The 20,164-nt window shown below is 47.0% G+C and carries 16 protein-coding genes and 1 CRISPR repeat array; of the genes, 6 read left to right on the top strand and 10 right to left on the bottom strand.

The annotated features are described in order from the left end of the window. Window positions 1-59: 59 nt before the first annotated feature. The 5 genes from HB364_RS25730 to csx27 all read left to right on the top strand — a co-directional run bounded on the left by HB364_RS25730 (window position 60) and on the right by csx27 (window position 7,757). Complete coding sequence (locus tag HB364_RS25730; protein ID WP_167291296.1) at window positions 60-1,070, top strand: DHH family phosphoesterase; 1,011 nt, start codon at window positions 60-62, stop codon at window positions 1,068-1,070. 62 nt (window positions 1,071-1,132) lie between these two features. Further along, a complete protein-coding gene (locus tag HB364_RS25735) occupies window positions 1,133-2,107 on the top strand; it encodes an FKBP-type peptidyl-prolyl cis-trans isomerase (RefSeq protein ID WP_167291297.1) in 975 nt (324 codons plus the stop codon). A gap of 485 nt (window positions 2,108-2,592) precedes the next feature. Further along, window positions 2,593-3,327, top strand: a complete 735-nt coding sequence (locus HB364_RS25740) for a hypothetical protein (protein ID WP_167291298.1) — start codon at window positions 2,593-2,595, stop codon at window positions 3,325-3,327. Window positions 3,328-3,691: 364 nt separating this feature from the next. Then, window positions 3,692-7,156: a hypothetical protein gene (locus HB364_RS25745; RefSeq protein WP_167291299.1), complete on the top strand. Its 3,465-nt coding sequence runs from the start codon at window positions 3,692-3,694 to the stop codon at window positions 7,154-7,156. Continuing rightward, window positions 7,149-7,757 carry a type VI-B CRISPR accessory protein Csx27 gene (gene csx27, locus HB364_RS25750; RefSeq protein WP_167291300.1) on the top strand — a complete coding sequence of 203 codons (609 nt, stop codon included), beginning with the start codon at window positions 7,149-7,151 and terminating at the stop codon, window positions 7,755-7,757. The genes HB364_RS25745 and csx27 overlap by 8 nt, the downstream gene beginning before the upstream one ends. 92 nt (window positions 7,758-7,849) lie before the next feature. Next, window positions 7,850-8,281: a CRISPR direct-repeat array (repeat unit 36 nt; unit sequence GTTGTAACTGCTCTTTGTTTGAAGGGTAAAAACAAC). A gap of 404 nt (window positions 8,282-8,685) precedes the next feature. Here the strand turns inward: csx27 and HB364_RS25755 are convergent. The 10 genes from HB364_RS25755 to HB364_RS25800 all read right to left on the bottom strand — a co-directional run bounded on the left by HB364_RS25755 (window position 8,686) and on the right by HB364_RS25800 (window position 18,540). Continuing rightward, a complete protein-coding gene (locus HB364_RS25755; RefSeq protein WP_167291301.1) occupies window positions 8,686-9,144 on the bottom strand; it encodes a GNAT family N-acetyltransferase in 459 nt (152 codons plus the stop codon). A 16-nt stretch (window positions 9,145-9,160) separates the two neighbouring features. After that, on the bottom strand, window positions 9,161-9,967 hold the full coding sequence (locus tag HB364_RS25760; protein WP_167291302.1) for a VOC family protein: 807 nt from the start codon (window positions 9,965-9,967) through the stop codon (window positions 9,161-9,163). Window positions 9,968-9,981: 14 nt separating this feature from the next. After that, the gene (locus HB364_RS25765) at window positions 9,982-11,229 is read right to left on the bottom strand and encodes an ankyrin repeat domain-containing protein (RefSeq protein ID WP_167291303.1); all 1,248 of its coding nucleotides are present in this window, start codon (window positions 11,227-11,229) and stop codon (window positions 9,982-9,984) included. Between the two features lie 12 nt (window positions 11,230-11,241). Continuing rightward, on the bottom strand, window positions 11,242-11,940 hold the full coding sequence (locus tag HB364_RS25770; RefSeq protein ID WP_167291304.1) for a formylglycine-generating enzyme family protein: 699 nt from the start codon (window positions 11,938-11,940) through the stop codon (window positions 11,242-11,244). Between the two features lie 71 nt (window positions 11,941-12,011). Further along, window positions 12,012-13,733, bottom strand: coding sequence for an ankyrin repeat domain-containing protein (locus tag HB364_RS25775; protein ID WP_167291305.1), 1,722 nt, complete (start codon window positions 13,731-13,733; stop codon window positions 12,012-12,014). Beyond that, window positions 13,693-14,091 carry a VOC family protein gene (locus tag HB364_RS25780; protein ID WP_167291306.1) on the bottom strand — a complete coding sequence of 133 codons (399 nt, stop codon included), beginning with the start codon at window positions 14,089-14,091 and terminating at the stop codon, window positions 13,693-13,695. The genes HB364_RS25775 and HB364_RS25780 overlap by 41 nt, the downstream gene beginning before the upstream one ends. A gap of 19 nt (window positions 14,092-14,110) precedes the next feature. Continuing rightward, window positions 14,111-15,748 carry an ankyrin repeat domain-containing protein gene (locus HB364_RS25785; RefSeq protein ID WP_167291307.1) on the bottom strand — a complete coding sequence of 546 codons (1,638 nt, stop codon included), beginning with the start codon at window positions 15,746-15,748 and terminating at the stop codon, window positions 14,111-14,113. Window positions 15,749-15,766: 18 nt separating this feature from the next. Beyond that, a complete protein-coding gene (locus HB364_RS25790) occupies window positions 15,767-16,744 on the bottom strand; it encodes an ankyrin repeat domain-containing protein (protein ID WP_167291308.1) in 978 nt (325 codons plus the stop codon). 14 nt (window positions 16,745-16,758) lie between these two features. Then, window positions 16,759-17,370: a GNAT family N-acetyltransferase gene (locus HB364_RS25795; protein WP_167291309.1), complete on the bottom strand. Its 612-nt coding sequence runs from the start codon at window positions 17,368-17,370 to the stop codon at window positions 16,759-16,761. A 15-nt stretch (window positions 17,371-17,385) separates the two neighbouring features. After that, window positions 17,386-18,540, bottom strand: coding sequence for a DUF1624 domain-containing protein (locus tag HB364_RS25800; protein WP_167291310.1), 1,155 nt, complete (start codon window positions 18,538-18,540; stop codon window positions 17,386-17,388). A gap of 256 nt (window positions 18,541-18,796) precedes the next feature. Here HB364_RS25800 and HB364_RS25805 point away from each other — a divergent pair, with 256 nt between their 5' ends. Continuing rightward, window positions 18,797-20,104, top strand: coding sequence for a GNAT family N-acetyltransferase (locus tag HB364_RS25805; protein ID WP_167291311.1), 1,308 nt, complete (start codon window positions 18,797-18,799; stop codon window positions 20,102-20,104). Window positions 20,105-20,164 lie beyond the last annotated feature (60 nt).

The following is a 20,164-nucleotide window of genomic DNA, read 5'->3' on the forward strand; positions in this document are numbered from 1 at the left end:
ACTTTAAACCCGAAACAGTTGGCCGTTGGACTTTATTTCCGCAACTTTGCCACCATTTTATGCAACCTATCCAGGAATTATATCCTTTACTTCATACGCCGCGTACCGTGGTGATTACCATGCATCAAAAGCCCGACGCCGATGCCATGGGATCAGCCCTGGGACTCTACCATTTCCTGCAACAGTTCGGACACCGGGTAACGGTGATCTCACCCACCAACTGGGCCAGGTGGCTCAACTGGATGCCGGGCTGTGATACCGTAGTGGATTTTGAACTGTACCGGGAGAAGGCAGAAGGTATCCTGGACCAGGCAGAATGGCTCTTTTGCCTGGATTTCAATGTATTACAGCGTACCAAGAACATGGCCCCCAAAATAAGGTCCTTGTCTTGTACCCGTATTTTGATTGATCATCACCAGCAGCCTGAGGTAGCCAGCTTTGCCTATGGCATCAGCGATACGGCCAAAAGCTCTACCTGTGAAATGGTGTACGATTTTATTACCGGCTCCGGCCATGGCGATAAGATCAATACAGACATCGCAGAATGCCTCTATGCCGGTGTAATGGCCGATACAGGTTCTTTCCGTTTCCCGGCGGCCAGCGCCCACGTGCATGCCATGGTATCGGACCTGAAAGGGCGTGGGCTGAACCATACCCAGGTACACGAAAACATTTATGATAACTTCCTGGAAAACCGTTTACGGTTTATCGGTCATGTACTCCTGCACCGCATGGAAATATATTATGAGTACAATACGGCCCTGATCGCGATCTCCAAGAAAGACCTGCTGCGTTATGAAGTCAAGACCGGCGATTCTGACGGACTGGTCAATTACCCGCTCAGCATCCAGGGCATCAAACTGGCGGCCCTGGTCATTGACCGGGATGAGGAACGCAAATGGAGTTTCCGCAGCAAGGGCGATTTTGATGTGAATACTTTCGCGCGTAATTATTTTGAGGGGGGAGGGCACTATAATGCATCCGGCGGACGCAGCAGCGCTTCCCTGGACCAAACTGTGCAGGACTTCCTCGAAGCCATGAAAAAAAGCGCATTACAATTACAGGATTAATGAACACTATATAATTGCCGCTGGTGAAGTGGCAGGTGACCTATAAAAAACAATTAACTCAAATGAAAAGAACAACGATTCTTCTTGGTAGCCTGGCAGTCATGCTATTAATGGCAGCATGTTCAGGCGGTGGCTTTAAGAAAACACGCAGCGGCCTGTTATACAAAGTAATATCTGACGGCAAAGGAAAAACCGTACAAAGAGGGCAGGTCATGAAGTTTCACGTTTCACAGCGCATAAAAAGTGGTAGCAAAGACACTTTGCTGGGAGAAACTTATGGCAAAATGCCCCAATATGCGCCGGTTGACAGCATCGGACCCATGTACCACCCTGCAGAAATATTCCCCCTCCTGCGCAAAGGCGATAGCGCTGTAGTGGTAATGCTGGCCGATACCCTGTTTAAAAAGAACCCCGGTGGTTTACCTCCCTATATCCACAAGAAGGATAAGATCTATATCACCTTTAAAATACTGGATGTGTTCACTGCTGACAGCCTGGCCCAGAAAGACCAGACAGCGGAAGGTATGAAAGAGCAGACCCGTCAGCAGGCAGAACAACAAAAGCTGGCTGAAGAAGGCATTAAACTGAGACCCCTTGCCGTAAAGGAAATTGAAGACTACCTGGCTAAGAATAAGATCAGCTACCAAAAAACAGCCAACGGTACGTATGTACAGATCAAGGACCCGGGTAACGGCGTTCAGGCTGATTCCGGTAAAAAGCTTTCTGTTAAGTACGTTGGTAAACTGTTCCCTACCGGTAAAGAGTTTGAAAGCAATACGTACGATGGACTGGTACTGGGTACTGGCTCTGTGATCAGGGGATGGGATGAAGGACTGGCTTTCTTTAAGAAGGGCGGTAAAGGAACTTTATACATTCCTTTCTTTGAGGCTTATGGCGACAGGCCCGGCCCCGGCGGCAAACCCCATGCAAGCCTGATGTTTGATGTGGAAATCGTGGATGTAACAGATGCCCCCGCTGCTCCTGCTGCGCCCGGCCCTGGTGCACCCCCTGCAGGCGAACCGCACACCAATCACTAAACAGTGGATGCATAAATTATTGAAAGGCAGTCTGTAAGGGCTGCCTTTTTTAATGGGCTCATAATCTATTATCATGGTGTTCAATTGATTATCCGTCCCGGAAAACTTACTTTCTCTTTTCCGGGCTTTGCTACTTTTATTCCGCCCAGGTTCGTAGGGACATGAACCTCGGCGGTGGGCATGCAGGCAAGGTAAATTATAAAACATTGAATGTCAATAAAAAACTAAAAGAGTTGAGGTTGCTTATGCAAGCGTGGGAGGATCCACGGCTGTATAGAGGCTTCACTTCGAAGGAAGTACGGATGCATATCGCTATAAGGTCGCTGTAAGGTCGCTGAAACGTCGCCGGAAGGCCGTTGAGAGGTTGTTATAATGATGCGGGAAGGGATGGTCTTTTTTCACCGCAATCGGATGGGACTAATATATTATATGTATATTTAATCATATAAACCATACTCTATAACAATTTACAAAATCCAAGCCTTATGGCCAAATTAAGACCCTCCCTTATTAAGATCCAGGGAACCCTTATGGGGGTTACTATTGTCAACAGCAAACGATATGGAGAACATGCCCGGGCCGCGCGGGGTACTTATAAGCCTGTTACTATTAACGATGGATTGGTTCAAAGCGGTGAACGGCTGCAGAACAGTAACAGGCCTGCCAAACTAATTTTTGATGCCGTGCGTGATGAGCACAAAGATGGCGGCTTTTGGACCGACCTGTTGTCTGTTTTCCGGAAGCAACTGAAAGAAGATAAGCGCTTTAGTTTTAAAGGACTGCTTAAGCTGGAGTGTAGCAAAACACACAAACTGGACAGTTTGCTGCATAGGCAGTTTGAAATTGATACTATTAGTGCAGCCAATACACTGGATGTTACAGTAACCCTGCTTCAACATCCTAAGTGGGACCGAAAACTTTACCTGGATGGCTACCAGTTGGGTGTTACAGCGGTGTATCCTGATTTCAATGCAGACACTGTTTGCAAAGCAACAGCCCGTACGCCAGTGATCCTGTTCAAGCAGGAATTGACGCCGCTGCATTTTCAATTACCCATGCCCGCAACAGATGCTCCCTGGGTTTTGTTTATGCATGTAGCTGCCAGCCGGAAAGGATATATTTATGATTTACCGCAACATAAAGGGATGGCTATTGTAAAGGTGCGTAGTGAACCTCCTGCTGAAGATGCTTCGAATGTTTTGCCGGTTGGACATGCTTAGGGGGTGATTTCATTCATCTTGAAGAAACTATTTTCCGGCAGGGTTGGGAGGTTCCCCGAATCGTTCCTGTAAGTTTTGCCCATAAAACAGGTATAAACACCTTCGGATGTTTCAATAATTTTTTGTGCTTTCGGATCAATGAACGATTCCGTTATAACATTTGTTTTTGTAGAATTTAAGAGGGTTTGATTGATTACAAGGTTGTGACTGATGGGGCGAAGCTGTCCCTTTAGTTGTCTTGTTCAAAAAATAATTATTATTAAATTTACTCCTAAAACATTTTATGCCCCTCTATACTATGTCCGAAGTTCATCATCAACTTATTTGCCAAAGCTTTCATGCTATTTTCAGTAACAAAGGATATATGGGCTCCATTGCAGAAAAAGCAAAAATTAATTACCAAACAAAAGGCGGGCACAAGGTGAACAAGCAAAACAGGCTACATTATTTTGCTATTGGCCATGCATTCAGGCAAATAAATACCAAAGCTATTTTCAAGTGCCAACTGGATGAAGATGCTCAAATGGAATTGCCAACAGCATTTCCTGCTTTACAGAGCAACAAGTTTAATTTCACAGAAAATACGACAGATTATTTATTGCAGTTAATCGATGACCTTAGAAATCTTAATGCACATTGCCTGCATGATTTTGAAAAAATAAAAGTCAGCAATATTGATAAACGCGTTGTTGATTTCCTAAAAGAAAGTTTTGAATTGGCGCTTATACAATCATGCTACAAACTTAAAGTGCAGAATGCGGAGAACAAAAATATTATTCTTACAGACGAAGAGAAAAACAAGATATTGGAAGATGTTATTTCTCCATCAGATGAATCTGCGCTCATAGATTTTGTTCGAAATATATTTTACCAGACTATTTATACGAACCCCTATAATAAGTTAAAGCAGGAACAGCAAAAGCACAAGGATTTTATTGACCAGTTTAAAACCAAGGCCGCCCTGATTGAATGGATATTGTTTAAGGATTTGAAAAAAGACTTACCCTGGATATTGAATAAAGATGGCGAAGGTAGATCTGGAAATCACAGGCATACGCTTATTACAATACCTGCGGGGAAGTACCTGAGTTATGAAGCCTGCTTGTTTATGCTGACCATGTTCCTGTATAAGAATGAAGCCAATTTGTTAATACCAAAACTAAAAGGGTTCAAGAAAAATGGAAATGTGCAGGATGAGAGTAAACTGGAGGTATTCAGGCTTTTTGCCAAAAAATTCAAAGGACAGGATATTGACAGTAATGAAAACCACCTGGTAAAATTCAGGGATATTATACAATATCTTTCAAGGTATCCGCTTGCATGGAATAAAGAACTTGAAAATGAAAATAATGCCGTATGCGAAGAATTAAAAAGGCAAATTCGAAAACTTGAATTAGAAAGGTTATACCCTGATTTTAAGAATGAGGGAAAATTTTACTTATATGCTAACGAAATGCTTTGGGGAGAAGGAAACATTCGCAATTGCGGATTGACAGACGAAGAAATTATACTATACGAATATGAGATTTTTGTGCATGACGAAGTGAAAAACTATGATAATGAGCTGGAAAAATTGAAAGATAAGTTATTAAAAACAAGTCAGGATTCAAAAAAAGAAAAAATACAAAGCAATATTAGAAAAGTAAATGCAAAAATTGATAGAATTGTAGATGCCGGAGGAGAAATGTACAATCGGCGCACAGAGGAGCTAAAACTAAAAATAAAGCATAACACCTTGTACCAAACTTATGGCAGGAACCAGGACCGATTTATGGAATTGGCGATAAGATTTCTTGCAGAGCATAATTATTTTGGAGGATATGCCCGGTTTAAAATGTATCAGTTTTACACCGTGGAAGAGCAGGAGCAATATCTGAAAGAACAATATGGTACAATCAATTTCGATAAACTGAAATTTCATGGCGGCAAGCTTATACATTTCGATACTTTCCCTAATCATCTTTCAAAATACCCTGATTGGGATATGCCGTTTGTTATTGAAAATAATGCAGTGTATATAAAATTACCCGGTAATAACAGGATCATTTGCCTGCAAAGGGGATTGGTAATTTATTTACTGGAACATGCTTTGAAAAAGGATCCAATCGAAGAAAGAGGCAGTACTTTACTAACCTATTATTTGCAAGCCCGCCATAAAGATTTTTCAGATGCTGTAAGTGTTCTGCAAGAACAGGATACAATTACCACCGAACAAAAGACCGGGTTCAAAAAAATACTTCCCAGACGCTTGCTTAATCAATATGCGCCCGCTATAGATAACAGCGAAAATATTTCTGCTTTTAAAGCCATTCTTGTAAATGCAGAAACAAGCGAACAACGTTATGCAGAATTATGGCAAAAGGCAAGGAAGACAGACTATCTTAAAGAATTTGAAAAGAAAAACAAAGGCAAAAACTTTAAACTGAACTTTATAAGAAAAGCCTGGAATATAATGTACTTCCGGGAAGTATATATGAGCAGCAAAGCCTTCTCAAAGCAACAGGAACAGGATACGCAAAAAAATAAGGAACATGAAAAAGGGCATCATAAAAGCCATCATATAACCAGGGAAGGGTTTAATAACTTTTGCAGGTGGATGTATGCTTTTGATGAAGCGCCAAAGTATAAATCATTTTTGCGTGGTTTGTTTGAACAGAAAAACTTTTTAGACAATGCGGAGTTTGCCAGTTTGTTTAATCAAAGCCGTTCGTTAAATGAATTATATATAAACACAAAGAAAAAATATGAATCCTGGCTTAGTAATCATGCAACCAGCGCAACGCCAGCAAAATACCAGTTTGATAATTATACAAGCTTATTGTCTGAGGGCGTAATTCATGTCAATGTTTCGCATTTTGTAAATTATTTGAAACAAAAGAGGGAAATTGGTACAAATGGTGATGGCGCTCTTTTATTCAAAAGCCTGGAAAATACAAGCCATTTAATCAGCAGTTATTATTTTGACAGGACTTATAACAAACAAACTGACAAAAAAATAAAAAAGCTTTTTAGCGAGTTAAACCAAAGTAAACTGGAAGACTGTCTTTTGTATGAAATGGCAATGTATTATTTTAAGGAAGACGATAGAGTAGCTACTCATATAAAGAATAATGTACTTGATATTTTGCAGCAGGATATTGTATTTACGGTAAACAAGGGAGCTACAAGCCAATATAACATTATTGTTCCGTTTAAGGATATTGATAAATACAGACAGTTAAATGCAGGTAAGCAAAGCTCCGACTTTATTAAAGAACTGCCTCTATATTTAAAGGAGGTTAAAGGAGAAAAAGCAATAAAACCTGTTTGGGAATTTTATGCAAAAAGCAATAACTCAATTACGATCGCTCATGTAAATACCGTTAACAGCCACCTTATAAAAGCTGCATCCGGTTTTATTAAATGCATTATGTCGCTTGAAGAATATTATATATGGAAACAATCTCTTATGTTGGCCAATAGTAACAGACTTGATATAAGAGATATTACGTGCTTGTATAACGAGTATTTGAAGAATGACAAGGAAATAAGAGACCGTGCACTGCATTTCAATCTTCCCTATGGGAAAGATGGAAGATTGAAAAACTACCAGGTAGCCGTCATTGACTTTGAGAAACTTTTTATTAAGAAAGAAGTTTCATCGCGTATTCAGCAATACAATGACCTTGGTTTTATGCAGCAGCAGGTTACGGATATCTTTCTTAACCAGCTTCATAATGAATATTTTGATAGGGCCGGTAAAGAAACAAAAGACAAAAAAATAAAAGCCGGGGAAGCAAAAGAAAAATATTTTTCTGAAGTTATAAAACCTGTTTTGCAACATGGATAAATTGTCGCTTTACGAATTTCTTTCCTTTTTTCTGCCGGGTATAACAGTCATATATATAATGTACCAGGTAATGCCTGCCGGATACGGTTTTTTGAAGCCTTCTACCGACCTGCTGGATGGTTTAATGATAAGTATTATTGCACTGGCAACAGGATTGCTGGTGCACAGTATTAGTTTTTTGTGGCTGAAATATAAATGGTATAAGTGGCTTGTGTACCCGAGTGTTAATTGCATCGTTGCAAAGGACAAGGAAACTATAAAAATAAATTACAGGAAATTAAAGGAGAACGAAGAACATAAAAATGATACGGCAGAAGAAATATTTGACAAGGCATATTGGTATCTTGAATACCACGGCAAAATTGATACGGCCAAAATGTTCCAATCTATGTATTTCTTTTTAAGAAATATGGTAACACTTTGTTTGCTGATGATACCTGTCCTAAGTTTAAGTCTTATTTTCTTTTACTCTTTTAATACTATTCTATTTATTGTCATACTCTTTTTGTCACTTTTTGCCATAAGCACAATAGCAAATTTTTACAGGCGCAAAATGGTAGGCAGAATATTTGGCAATTATGTTATTGCATTGAAAACCTAACTCTGTACTCTATATGTTTCACATAAGAGGTGCATTTTTATATCGTAAAATGCGATATAACCAATTTATTTAAAAGCAGTTCTGCAAATGCTGTTGTAACTGCTCTTTGTTTGAAGGGTAAAAACAACGGAACAGTATGATATAATCTATAATATTTTGTTGTAACTGCTCTTTGTTTGAAGGGTAAAAACAACTGAGAAGACTTCCTTTTGTATATCCGTTAAGTTGTAACTGCTCTTTGTTTGAAGGGTAAAAACAACATGTATGATTACGCTATTTAAATGCCTCTTGTTGTAACTGCTCTTTGTTTGAAGGGTAAAAACAACATCAATGGTTTTACATACGACTATCAATTTGTTGTAACTGCTCTTTGTTTGAAGGGTAAAAACAACCATACCTTCGGTACGTTCCATCACCAAACGGTTGTAACTGCTCTTTGCTTGAAGGGTAAAAACAACTTCCATTGGAGAATTTAATATAGGCGGAAGGTTGTAACTGCTCTTTGTTTGAAGAGTAAAAACAACTGTTCGGAGATAGGCGTAAGAAAGACTGTCTGAACCCATTATCCTACAGGCAGGTGCCCATTTCGGGCGGCATCCCGCTGTTGCGGGACAAGCTCTAAAGGCGCCGTAGCCTATGCACAAAACCAGGGCTACAAAGCGACAGCCCCGCTGGGGCTGGATTGGCCTATCCAACCAATGCTCCCCCGGTATGGGAACTGCCGCCGAATTTGCAGCAATGACTGAAGGAGGAAGAACAGTCAGGAGTCTGGAGCCGGGAGTCTTGAGTTCAGAGTCAGGAGCAGGATGCGCTACAACTAATGCGGGGTATGAAAAGCCTGTGCAGGTATGGGTAATCAATGAGAGCGGTCAACTGGTTTTTAGCGGACCAGCCCCTGGTATGTATTTTTCTTCTGATATACCTATAGTCAATTGTCTTTCTTCAACTCCATTTGCAGGATTGGGAAGTCTTTCCCTTCTGCGTCCTTCTCTAAGCGGTTAACCACCCGGAATCCTTTTTGCAGGTAAAAGTGCAATGCCTGTGGATTGTCTTCGTTAACATCTACCTGGGCCACCTGGTGATTGGTAATGGCAAAATCGGTGAGCAGGCTGCCATAGCCTTTTCTGAAATGGTCTGGGTGAATGAACAACATTTCAATTTTGCCGGGCGATAGTCCTAGGAAGCCTGTAACTACCTTTGCTTCATTCTTCAATAAATACAGGTCCACCAGGTCAAAATATTCTTCCAGTATGCGCTGCCTGAAGTAGACGATATCTGCATCCTGCAAAAAATGATGGGTAGCTCTTACTGAGGCCTCCCATATATCAATAAGTACTGTGTGATCGCTTTTGCCGGCCGGGCTGATTTGTATGGACGTAGTTGGCATGATACCGTAAGTTAATTCATTCAAACGTCTGCCCAAAAGTCAGAATATTGCCTTCCGGGTCTGTTACATGGAATTCCCGCAATCCCCAGGGCTGACTTACCGGTGGGGCAGGAATAGCTGCTCCTTTGGTCAATAGCTCTGCATACAAGGCATCTGCATCCCGGATATACGTGTAGCAACTGGCAATGCCTGTATGTTGTGGTGTGCGCAACACTAACAGTAACCGGACACTGTCGCGGTCCATAACGCCCAGGTCATGTTGTGCATAGTTAATGCTGAACCCCAATACATCACGGTACCAGGCAATACCGGCAGGCACATCGTTGAGCGGCATGGAGGGCATGATCTTACGGAGTTGCCCGGCACCGGCCTCCGTATGCAGGTGGGCATAGAATTCATGGTAGGATTTCCCAAACCAAAGCGCATGGCCATCGGGGTCACGCACTTCAAACAGTTCTATCTTGATCCAGTTTACTTTTTCGGGCCGGGAGGGATTACCGCCGCGGGCAGCAATAGCGGCATGCATCCCTTGCACATCTTCCACTTCAAAGAAGACCATGGCCGATCCGCGCGGGGGGAGCGGGCCTGAACTGTCTACTACTAAACCTTCTTCTGTATAGAATTGGATGCGGGCAGGGCCATAGACCACTTCGGCCAGGGAGGGGACACTGCTTTTGGAAGTTTCCGGCGCTTTGTCAAATCCCAGTACGTCACGGTAAAAAGCCACACTATTGTCTATATCACGCACTACGAGGTGACGGCTTACGGGGGAGGTGATGGCGGGCTTGTGGAGATCCTTATGTCCATTGTTGACAGTTGACATAAAAGTTTATTTAGTTAGGAGGTGGCGCCGTATTGACGGAATAAAGCATCGAGGCGTTCAATGGTTGGCGAGGGTAAATCGCTTTCCTGCGCCAGCCAGCCCAGCATGCCGCGTTCAATGGAGGCGCCGGCTTTGAGTAAGGTTTCTATGATGACCATATAATCCACTTCTTTTTGCGGCCAGCGGTATACGCCATCACTGTTGCCTACGGCCCATACGGCGCAACCAATGGCATTGCCGCCATACATGTTCCTGACTTCCGTGGAAGCACCTCGTGCAAGGAGTAGTTGTATCGTATCGGGATGTCCGCCGATAAGCGCCCAGTGCAGGCTGTACATACCATCCACATTGGTATTGAGGTCGAGGCCCTGATTGGCCAGGAACTCAATCACGGCGGTATGTCCATACTCACCCGCCCACATAAGGCCGCGCTCCAGTTGTGTTTGCGTGGCGGTGGGCAGGAGCGTGCCATCTTCCCGGAAGTATTGTTGCACCACATCCAATCTGCCCACACCAATTGCTGCTTCGAGGTCGAGGCGCGCGCCTTTGCGCATGAGATAATCGGCGGCTTCCGGGCGGCCATTGGCCAGGCAACCATTAATGGTACAATGCCCATGGCCCGATGCTCCGGGATCATCAATATAGGCGCCTGCATCCAACAGTATTTGCAGCATGGTGGTCATAATGCCCGCTTTGGCCGGATGAAAACTGGTAGCCATCAGTCCCAGGGTGGTGGAGCCTCCGCCGTACATACCGGCCGTGGCATTTACATCGGCGCCGGCCGCCAGTAGGAATTGCAATACTTCTACCGCATTGGAAGGATACCGCTGGCGGTAATTTTCCACGCCATTGGTGCCGGTATAATGCAGGAGCATGGAATGATGCGAACGCATGGAACGCGCGCTGATGAGGGAAGGATCATCCTGCAATAGTGTTTGCAGGGCAGGGATATCGCCGGCTACGATGGCCTCCACAGCAGCTTCGAACCGGGCTGCCAGGGAACCGGGTTGTGTAATGGCAGCTACCCAGTCGGCCAGGTCTTGCCAGCTATTGAATGCATACAGGTTGGTAATAGCGGCTACTGCATCAGTTTTAGTAATGACCTTGTTGCGGAACTCCTCGTCTGTCAGCCGCCAGAAATAGTTATCCTTTATAAACCGCAGGGCTTTTTTATCCCTGGCTATACAGGCTTCGTACAGGTCATCGGCCTGTTGCTGGTACTGGTCCAGGCTGGCCTGTAATGGTAGTGGTTGCATGTTCATGATAGCTATTTTTCAGGACCTATGCATTACTAAACGGAAGCCGATACACTCATCGGCGGCATCCCGTATAATTGCGTAACGTTTATCTGTCCTGCAGTGTACAGCCCAATTGTGATGACAGCCACCTCTTAATATCCGGTCGGTACTGTTTCCGGAAAAAGGACTTCCGTCTTTAGGAATAGAATTGGTGTCCGTGGTAAAATGATCCTGACACCATTCCCATATATTGCCACACATATCATGAATCCCTAATTGATTAGGCGCTTTTTGGCCCACAGGATGTGTTTCATTGCCACTATTGTCCTTGTACCAGGCCACTTCATCTATATTATTACTGCCACTATAGATAAAGTTATCTTTCCAATATTTTCCGCCGCCGGCAGCATATTCCCATTCAGCCTCTGATGGCAGGCGAAAGCTCAGTCTTGCATTTCCGGTATACTGGTTGTTAATATCACTTGCAATGGTGCTTGTGTTTATTTTATCTAAAAAGCCGCCAATCTTTGTAATGTCATCCCAGGATACATGTTCTGCAGGTTTGTCATCTCCTTTAAAACGGAAGCGGTTTGCTTCTGTGCCCATCAAATATTTCCATAGGGCTTGCGTGACGGTACATTTTGCAATGAAAAAGTCTTTGATATTTATTGCCTGTTTTTTTTGTTCTTCTCCCAATAAAAAGGGGCTGTCTCCTGTGCCTTCTACAAAGATCATGGTAAGGTCATGAGCAATACCTTCCAGGTGAAATGTATATCGGATATCCATAGTTATATAAAGGTTAATGGTTATTGATGTGCGTTATGCTGTTGAAGCAGCGTGATGATGTCCTGGTGCCCCTTACGTGTGGCCCAGGCCAATGGGCGGGCCCAGGGTTCATTGGCCGGGAGATTGGGATCGGCTCCTTGTTGCAACAGCCAGGTTACCATGGCTGTCTTGCCTTCGCGTGCCGCCCAGCCAAGTGGGGTAGCCGACCTTCCCGTTTCCTGTGCATTGAGGTCACAGCCATAACCGATACAAATAGCTGCAATATCAATATCTCCTTTGGCGGCGCAGCGGTGAAGCAGGGTAATGCCCAGCCAGTTGCGGCGGTGCGGGTTCAGACCCCGTTCAAACAGCCATTGGGTATATTCAGCCGATCGTAGGGTACTGGTATCCCACCAGGCGGTTGGGTCCCACAACTGACGATGTAAGGCATCCGGCTGATAGCGAAGGATCAGTTCGATATGCTGCCGTTTTTCTTTGCCGATAAAGCCGTTGATCAAATGATCTACCGGTAGTTGCGGATTGGCTTGCAGTTGTGCGGCCAGCGCTTCTATGTCATCATGCTTTGCGGCGCCATCTGATGGCCGTGTTTTGCGGGCATAGGAAGCAATCAGGTCTATGATCTCCTGTGGTGCGTTGACATGTTTTGCCATAGAAAGACAGTTGCCGGACGATTCCACTTCGGCATTGGCATCGGCGCCATTTTCCAGCAGCAGTTTCACAATATCGAAATGCCTGCCACCAATAGCTGCATGCAGGGCGCCGCCCCAGGGAGCAATCTCCGGTTCCGGTTCATTGGGATTGGCGCCACGTTCCAGCAGCAGTTTTACCGTTTCAATGTGTCCTGCGGCGGCAGCACAACGCAAGGGCAACCCGGAATAGTAACCTACATGAGCAGGGGGCCGGTTGGCCAGTCCGGGATCGCGGTCCAGTAATGCACGTACGCGTTCATAATGGCCTACTTTGGCAGCCACACTGATATCGTAATCAGCGCCGCGTGCTATCAGATATCCGATGAGGACTTCATGTGTTCTCAGTCCTGTAGCAGGAAGATCGCGATACCAACTGCGGTAATTATAATCCCCCCTGGTAAGGTCCAGCGGCCGGGCTCCATCGGGACGCATGGCATTGACATCTGCTCCTTGGGTAAGCAGGTAATCAACCAGGTCCAGTTGCCTTGTTAATACGGCCCAATGGATGGGTTGATTGCCCTGTTGATCGGCAGCATGGAGGAGTGCCGGTTGCTCTTTCAGCAAGGCATATACTCTTGTTGTGTCAAAGGCTTTGATAGCGGCTGCAATGGTATCTCCTTCAGGCGCGATATGGTAACGGTCCCTGTAAATACTTTCAAAAAGGCTGGCCAGTTCATGATACCCGCGTTCACGGGCCATGGCCAATACATCACCTCCGGTATTGAACGGATCGGCGCCTTGTGCCAGCAGATAGCTGACCGCCGCCTGCTGGTTCTCCCGGACAGCGAAATGCAGGGGTTTGAAATATTCAAAGGAACAATGTACCAACCGGGGATCATGCGCCAGCAGTTGCTGAATGGTTGGCAGGTCGCCTGCAACGGAGGCACAGGTCATGTTCCATACATCGGTGCCGCGTCCCTGCGACCAGTGCTGATACGTTTCCCTTTTCAGTTCATCGGGCTGCACCATGCGGGCAATGGTTATGTTCCCTTCATAAAGCATACTGTATTGTTTAGCCAGGTTGCCGTTCACCAATGCAATAACAGAGGCCATCCGGGGCTACTACAAAAAAGACCTTCCAAAAGGTGTCGCCGTATTTTTGAACATCGATAGCGGATGTTTCCTTTTGCAGGCCATTCGACCGCAATTCTGCGAAAGCAGTATCTACGCTGTCTACCGAAAAGAAACATCCATCCTGGGTAGGGTCGCCGCCATTTTCCGCCAACCCTATCTGGATATCGTCCCGCTCCAGGATGGCCGATTTATGTGGCACATCGTCACGCGATATGAGATTGAATCCCATGATCGTTTGGTAAAAAGGAAGGGCCGCCTCCAGGTCGTTGACCGGCAGGTTCATCGCATCTTTTTGGTAAGGGCTGGCCGTTTTAAAAATTGCCTTTGTCTTTTCCATAAATAAAGTCAATGGTTAATTATTCATGTGCGTTATACTGTTTCAATAGCGTGATAACATCCTGGTGTCCTCTGCGGGTGGCCCAGGCCAGGGGAGTGGCCCAGGGAGCGCCTGCCTTGTTGGGATCGGCGCCCTGCTTCAGCAGGAATTCCACCATGGGCAGCTTGCCATATTTGGCAGCAAGGCCTAATGGGGTAGAATAGAATTCTTCTTCTACGGCATTGATATCTGCTCTATGTTCAAGGAAAAGAGTCACGTTCTCTATATCGTTCCGCCTGGCATACACATGCAAGGGTGTAATGCCCAGCCAGCTCCGGTAGTTGGCATCCATGCCCTGTTGAAACAGGAAGTTTGTCAGTTCCCGTGACGCTGCAACATCCTGCGGCCCCCGGCTTTTTACACTGATGGCGATCTGTTTTGCCAGTTGGGGTTGGTAGCGGAGCATCAGGCGCACAAAGGACCCATGCCCTTCGCTGGCGGCATTCTCCAGTGCATTGACGTTATTGGCCAATGCAGGATTGGCGGCAAATACGGCGGCGCCTGTCAATAGATCTCCATCATAGGCCAGCAGGTGTACTTTGCGGGTGGCGCCATGGATGCAAAGCAGTTCGATCATGGGTTTATCATCATTGTGCATGGCCCTGCTCAAAGCATCTCCGGAGCTTTCCACTTCCGGATTGGGATAAGCGCCATGGTCCAGCAGTAATTGCACAATATCCATATGTTTATAAGCCACTGCTTCATACAGGGCCTTTCCCTGCGGGGCATTGCCTGGTTCGGGTAAAGAAGGATCTGCGCCCCGTTCCAGCAACAACCGAACGATGGCTATATGCCCGCCTGTTGCTGCATTGGTGAGTGCGGCACCCGAGCCCGGATAGCCGGTACGGCAATCAGAAATACGGTTCACGAGTGCAGGGTCCTGGTCCAGCAATTCCCGCACGCGCGTTATATTTCCTGTGAGCGCTGCCATGTACAGGTCAAGCTGTGCGCCGCGGGCCATTAGATGGTTGAAGATATCGCGGGGAGTAGCTACGGTGTCTTTGGGCACGTCGCGCCAGCCACGATAACCATAATCACCATTGCACAGGTGGATAGGTCTGGCGCCGTCAGAACGTTTCGAGTTGATATCTGCTCCGCGGGCCAGTACTTCATCCATCATATCCGGCTGCCGGCTCATCGTAGCCCAATGAATAGCCTGATTGGTAGTGTCGTCACGGGCATGCACCAGCTCAGGTGACGCGTCCAGCAGAGCCCGCACTTGTGCCATATCCCTGTTCCTGATGGCCGCTGCTATAGCATTGCCTTCCGGCGTGCCTTGTTGCCCGGTAATGGCATTTTCCACCAGGTGCTGTATTTCGGTATAACCACGGTCGCGGGCGATCTGTAATAAAGTATCGCCGGTACCGGAATTGATCGGACTGGCGCCATGCTCCAGCAGGTAAGCCACCACGGCCGGCTGGTTCTCCCGCACCGCGAACGACATGGGATTGCGGTAATCATATTCACTGCGCAGCAGGGAAGGGTCTTTGCTGAGCAGGCTTTGAATAGCCGGCAGGTCGCCCTTCCTGGCGGCGCAAAACATAGCCCATACATCTGTTCCTTTTCCGGTAGACCAGAATAAGGGTTCGTCTTTGGTGAGTGCTTCCGGTGGATACATGCTGATGATTTTAGCGTTTTATGCCGCACCTGCCCGGCGAAGCATACTCTCAATAGCTGTGTGTCCTTTCTTTTTGGCCCAGGCCAGGGGAGTGGCCCAGGAAGCGCCAGCCTTGTTGGGATCGGCGCCCTGCTTCAACAGGAAGTTGACCATGTCCTCATGTCCCCATCTTGCTGCCATGCCCAGCGGGGTGGATTGGTACTCTTCGTCTATGGGATCAAGTTGTGCGCCGTGTTTAAGTAGTAAGGCCGCTTTTTCAAGGGCGCCTTTCTGCGCCATATCATGCAGCAGGGTAACATGGTGCCAGTTCATCACATCGGGGTTCATACCATGCTCCATCAGAAAAACGGCGCTGTCATATCGCTCGAAGTAATAGAACTGCGTCCATTTTAATACGTCAGGTACTTTGGCGCCATAGCTCATCAGGAGTTGCATCATAGCCTGGTTGTTTTCCTTGGCAGGCATCATCAAAATGCCTTCACTCCAAAAGAAGGTTTCATCCAGCGCCAGGGCAGGATTGTCCTTTAATAGCTGGGCTGTTGTATCCAGGTCTTCTTTATCTACAGCATTTTCAAAATCCTGCTCCTGTTTGCTCCTGTTGTAATGGATGCCTCCGTTATCACCCCTGAACCGGCAACGCGAAAGATCACTAAGATACTGTTGCAGCAGGCTGGCAATGGTAGTATTTTCCCTGTCCTGCGCGATGGTAAGCAGGTTGTCCAAAAAAGGGTAAATGCGGTAAGCAGGATCAAGGGCGCCTTCGTTCAGCAAATATTCAACCAGTGGTGCGTGCCCCTCCCGCACGGCCAGGTGAACAGGTGGTGTATAGTTGTATTGCGCATAGATGAGGCCGGGGCATTTCTGCACCAGTTCCTGCACGCGCTGCAGGTTGCCGTCCCGGCTGGCCGTGAGTATTTCCCATACTTTGGTGGTAGTAGACACACCATTGTGTACCTGCATGAGCAATTCCTGCTTCAGTTCAATGGGTTGTATCATGTGACGATAGGAATTTAATCAACAGGACAGATCTCTGCCAGTTTTTGCAGATCGCGCCAGCCATAGCCGCCATGAAATTCTCCTTTCTTACTATACAATCTTTCGCCATGCAGTGCTTCATGAAAACGGCAGGAAGGGTTTTGGGGTATACCAAATAATACCATAGAGGTAATGCCCTGGCTCAGAAAGCGACGTGCCACATATCCCATCAGCAACCGGCCCAGTCCGAGACGCTGGTATTCCAGCAACAGGTAGATCTTACTGAGTTCCCCGCCAAAATCCGGCAGGTCGGCATGATTATATACTAATCCTTTGGCAAACCCGATGAGCCTGCCTTCACGGTTCTGAACAACGTAACAGAACCAGCTTCCATCCTTTACGGTAAACTGCTCGCGCCACTGGTATTCGCGGATCTCAATGGTGGGCGGGTTCCTCACTGTCCAGTAGGTATCATTCCAGGTTTGTACATGCAGGGCTGCCAATGCAGGCAGGTCATTTTCAGTAACTTCCCGGATGGTAAATGATTCCATCGTTTCGCCCCACTCACGCAGCCGGCGCATATTGGTAGTTTTGGAAGGCCTTCTGAGTCCCATGATAAAACGTCCTATGGCGTGATTCAGTTTCATATAAATACTAACAGGTTACAAATACGTGAGCCATCGCTTTTCCGGGTGTGCCTGTTTATAACCGGCGTACCAGCGGCTGGCAACATACAAGATCACTACGTCTATAAAGAATACCAGGTACAGCAATCCGAGGCTCCATTTGTATTCCGGCGGAACAGCACTAAAGGGGGCGATCCCATACCATTCCTGCCCGGTGATGCCATACTGCATAAAGTTAACCAATAGCGCGCTGAGATGAATGAGCGGAATATGCAGGAGGTAATAAAACAGGGGTACCCGGCCAATGGTGGTGAGCACCCTGGCCAGCCAGCCCCGGGCTTTTTCTGCATAAGGGATAAGGGCAATGGCCGGTCCCAGTGTCATCAGCAGGTACCAGGTGGAGGCGGGGTATTTGCGCTGGTCGAGCAGGCGGTAAATAAAGGGCCTGGTATCATCGGCATCCGGTATACCTAACGCGATCCTGGTACTACCGCCAATGATGAAGGCGGCAATAGCGCCTACCCCGATCTGCAGGCAAATGCGGCGGCGCCTGGCCGGCTCCATTTGCAGGATAAGGCCAAAGCCATAACCCGCGGCCATGACGCCAATCCAGGGAACAATGACATACAGTATGGCCACATTGGGCGGGCCTTTCAGTCCGGAGGAATAGATAAACTCCCAAAAGCGGCCAAAAGGTTCCTGGAAGGAGGACGGGAATGCTTTCGGCAGTAAGCCAAACAACTGCTGCAAAAGAATGATGGCCAGGCCTATGATACCTACGGTTAATGGTTTGAGCCGTACCAGCAGGGCCATCCCCATCATACTCCATCCCAGCATCCAGAGTATGCCGATAAAGATGAACTCGCTGTAATCCACGTTGAAGGCCCAAAAAAAACGTACAAGGGTAAGCTCCAGTATGACCAGCAAGAGGCCGCGGGTAAAGAGGAAGCTGGTCAGCTTGCGTTGATCGGGTTGCTTTTTCCCATAGAAGAAAGCGGCTGTACCGGCAAAGAAACAAAAGACCGGTGCGCAGAAATGGGTGACCCAGCGGGTGAAAAAGATAGCAGGCTCAGGCCCGCCGGGTGGCTGCCCTGTATAACACCGCACATGGTCAATGACCATCAATACCATGATGGCGCCGCGCAGCAGATCAACAGATTGCAGGCGGGTGGGGGGAGTTGTGTGATTCATGGTGTTTTTTTATGGCTATACTTTCCCTTTACTGATCACTCGTCGGCAGGTTGAATTTCACGTTAATCAAAGACTCCAAAAAACATTTGTGATACCCTGTTTGAAAACCTACATAAGCTGTCTTTTTATCGTGAAAACAGGAGGAGCAGGTAATATAGTTGCCGGTAGCCAGTGATTTTCTTTTTAGATTTGGAAGAGCAGGCAACGAGGCATTGAGGTAACGACGTGAAAAGTCAACAAGTGTAAACTACTTTTTATGAGTACGATTCCTGTTAGTGGTCAATTAGTTCTCCGGGATGCCAGTGCAGCACAACTGGAGCAGGCTGTTGCTGAGAATCACCGGCAGTTGTTTTGTGACAATGCCAGGGCATTAGGTGGCGTTGTAAATGTTGCTGACGGACTTACCTATACGTATACACCTGCCAACGGTTCGGCTGTTGTATTTCCTTCATTAACTTCCGGGAATGCAGGTGCGCAACTGGATGCGATGATGGATTTCTACCGGGCGAATCAGGCACAACACGTAGGCTATTGGTCACTGGCTCCCACAGCACCTGCTGATGTGGGGGCCTATTTACTGGCCCGCGGCTTTCAGCCGGGATGGGAACCCTGCTGGATGGCCCTGGACCTGGATGTTGCACAAACCGATGAACTGGCGCCGGCAAAGTTGGAAATACGGGCATCTAATGATACCCCTGTGCATGATGTGGAGGGACTTCCTTATAACGATACTGGCGGTCCTATTTCAGATGCCTTATTCCATACCTGGCCCGAAAAGGTACAGCGCTTCGTTGCTTTCCTGGATGGTGTCATCGCAGGGCAATGCTGCCTGTTCTTTACGACCGGTGCCAATGGCATTGCCGGCATGTATAGTGTAGGAGTAGTGCCTTCGATGCGCAGGAAAGGCATTGGCAAAGCGATTGTACTGGCTGCCTGTCGCTATGCCAAAGAGCACGGCTACCAGTATGTGATGCTGAATGCAAATGGTATGGGACGACCCGTCTATGAGCGGGCCGGATTTCAGGTGATTGGTCACGGTATTACCTGGTGGCTGATGGGGCAACGCTATATTACGCATCCACCTGCACGGCACATTGTATCACTGGCAGAAGCAACCGGCAGAGGCGAGATCGCTGCCTTGGAAAAAATGGGTGCATCGGCTACTCCCGAAGAGTTGAATACACCACTCACCAATGGAATGACCCTGTTGCAACTGGCGGCACATTGCCGGCAACCTGCGGCGGCTGAATGGCTTATTGAACACGGGGCATCCCTCACGGCGCTGGATGCGTGGGACCTGGGCTGGAAAGAACGTGCCGCAGCGCTATTGGCTGCCCATCCACCCGAAGTAAACCGCACTTATTTTGACTGGCAGGGCACTTTATTGCATATTGCCGCACAAAGAGGCGATATAGCCCTGGCGCAACTGGCGCTGAACGCCGGTGTTGATCTTTCGATAAAGGATAAGGAGCATGATGCCATAGCATTGGGCTGGGCTTATTATTTTCACCGGAGGGAGATCATAGCACTGATTGAAAAACATAGTGCCGGTTCCGGTTCGTGAGGACACGAACCGGTGCGACAGTGAGGAAACGGACCTGGGCGACACGGGTTCTGGTTAGTG

The organism is Paraflavitalea devenefica, from assembly GCF_011759375.1.
GTDB lineage: Bacteria > Bacteroidota > Bacteroidia > Chitinophagales > Chitinophagaceae > Paraflavitalea > Paraflavitalea devenefica.

What these genes read in the sequence shown, in the direction of transcription:
- HB364_RS25800 (WP_167291310.1), bottom strand. Translation starts at nt 18,540, where the DNA reads ATGAATCACACAACTCCCCCCACCCGCCTGCAATCTGTTGATCTGCTG.
- HB364_RS25790 (WP_167291308.1), bottom strand. Translation starts at nt 16,744, where the DNA reads ATGATACAACCCATTGAACTGAAGCAGGAATTGCTCATGCAGGTACAC.
- HB364_RS25765 (WP_167291303.1), bottom strand. Translation starts at nt 11,229, where the DNA reads ATGAACATGCAACCACTACCATTACAGGCCAGCCTGGACCAGTACCAG.
- HB364_RS25780 (WP_167291306.1), bottom strand. Translation starts at nt 14,091, where the DNA reads ATGGAAAAGACAAAGGCAATTTTTAAAACGGCCAGCCCTTACCAAAAA.
- HB364_RS25760 (WP_167291302.1), bottom strand. Translation starts at nt 9,967, where the DNA reads ATGTCAACTGTCAACAATGGACATAAGGATCTCCACAAGCCCGCCATC.
- HB364_RS25740 (WP_167291298.1), top strand. Translation starts at nt 2,593, where the DNA reads ATGGCCAAATTAAGACCCTCCCTTATTAAGATCCAGGGAACCCTTATG.
- HB364_RS25775 (WP_167291305.1), bottom strand. Translation starts at nt 13,733, where the DNA reads ATGGCCTCTGTTATTGCATTGGTGAACGGCAACCTGGCTAAACAATAC.
- HB364_RS25735 (WP_167291297.1), top strand. Translation starts at nt 1,133, where the DNA reads ATGAAAAGAACAACGATTCTTCTTGGTAGCCTGGCAGTCATGCTATTA.
- HB364_RS25745 (WP_167291299.1), top strand. Translation starts at nt 3,692, where the DNA reads ATGGGCTCCATTGCAGAAAAAGCAAAAATTAATTACCAAACAAAAGGC.
- HB364_RS25805 (WP_167291311.1), top strand. Translation starts at nt 18,797, where the DNA reads ATGAGTACGATTCCTGTTAGTGGTCAATTAGTTCTCCGGGATGCCAGT.
- HB364_RS25730 (WP_167291296.1), top strand. Translation starts at nt 60, where the DNA reads ATGCAACCTATCCAGGAATTATATCCTTTACTTCATACGCCGCGTACC.
- HB364_RS25795 (WP_167291309.1), bottom strand. Translation starts at nt 17,370, where the DNA reads ATGAAACTGAATCACGCCATAGGACGTTTTATCATGGGACTCAGAAGG.
- HB364_RS25770 (WP_167291304.1), bottom strand. Translation starts at nt 11,940, where the DNA reads ATGATCTTTGTAGAAGGCACAGGAGACAGCCCCTTTTTATTGGGAGAA.
- HB364_RS25785 (WP_167291307.1), bottom strand. Translation starts at nt 15,748, where the DNA reads ATGTATCCACCGGAAGCACTCACCAAAGACGAACCCTTATTCTGGTCT.
- HB364_RS25755 (WP_167291301.1), bottom strand. Translation starts at nt 9,144, where the DNA reads ATGCCAACTACGTCCATACAAATCAGCCCGGCCGGCAAAAGCGATCAC.
- csx27 (WP_167291300.1), top strand. Translation starts at nt 7,149, where the DNA reads ATGGATAAATTGTCGCTTTACGAATTTCTTTCCTTTTTTCTGCCGGGT.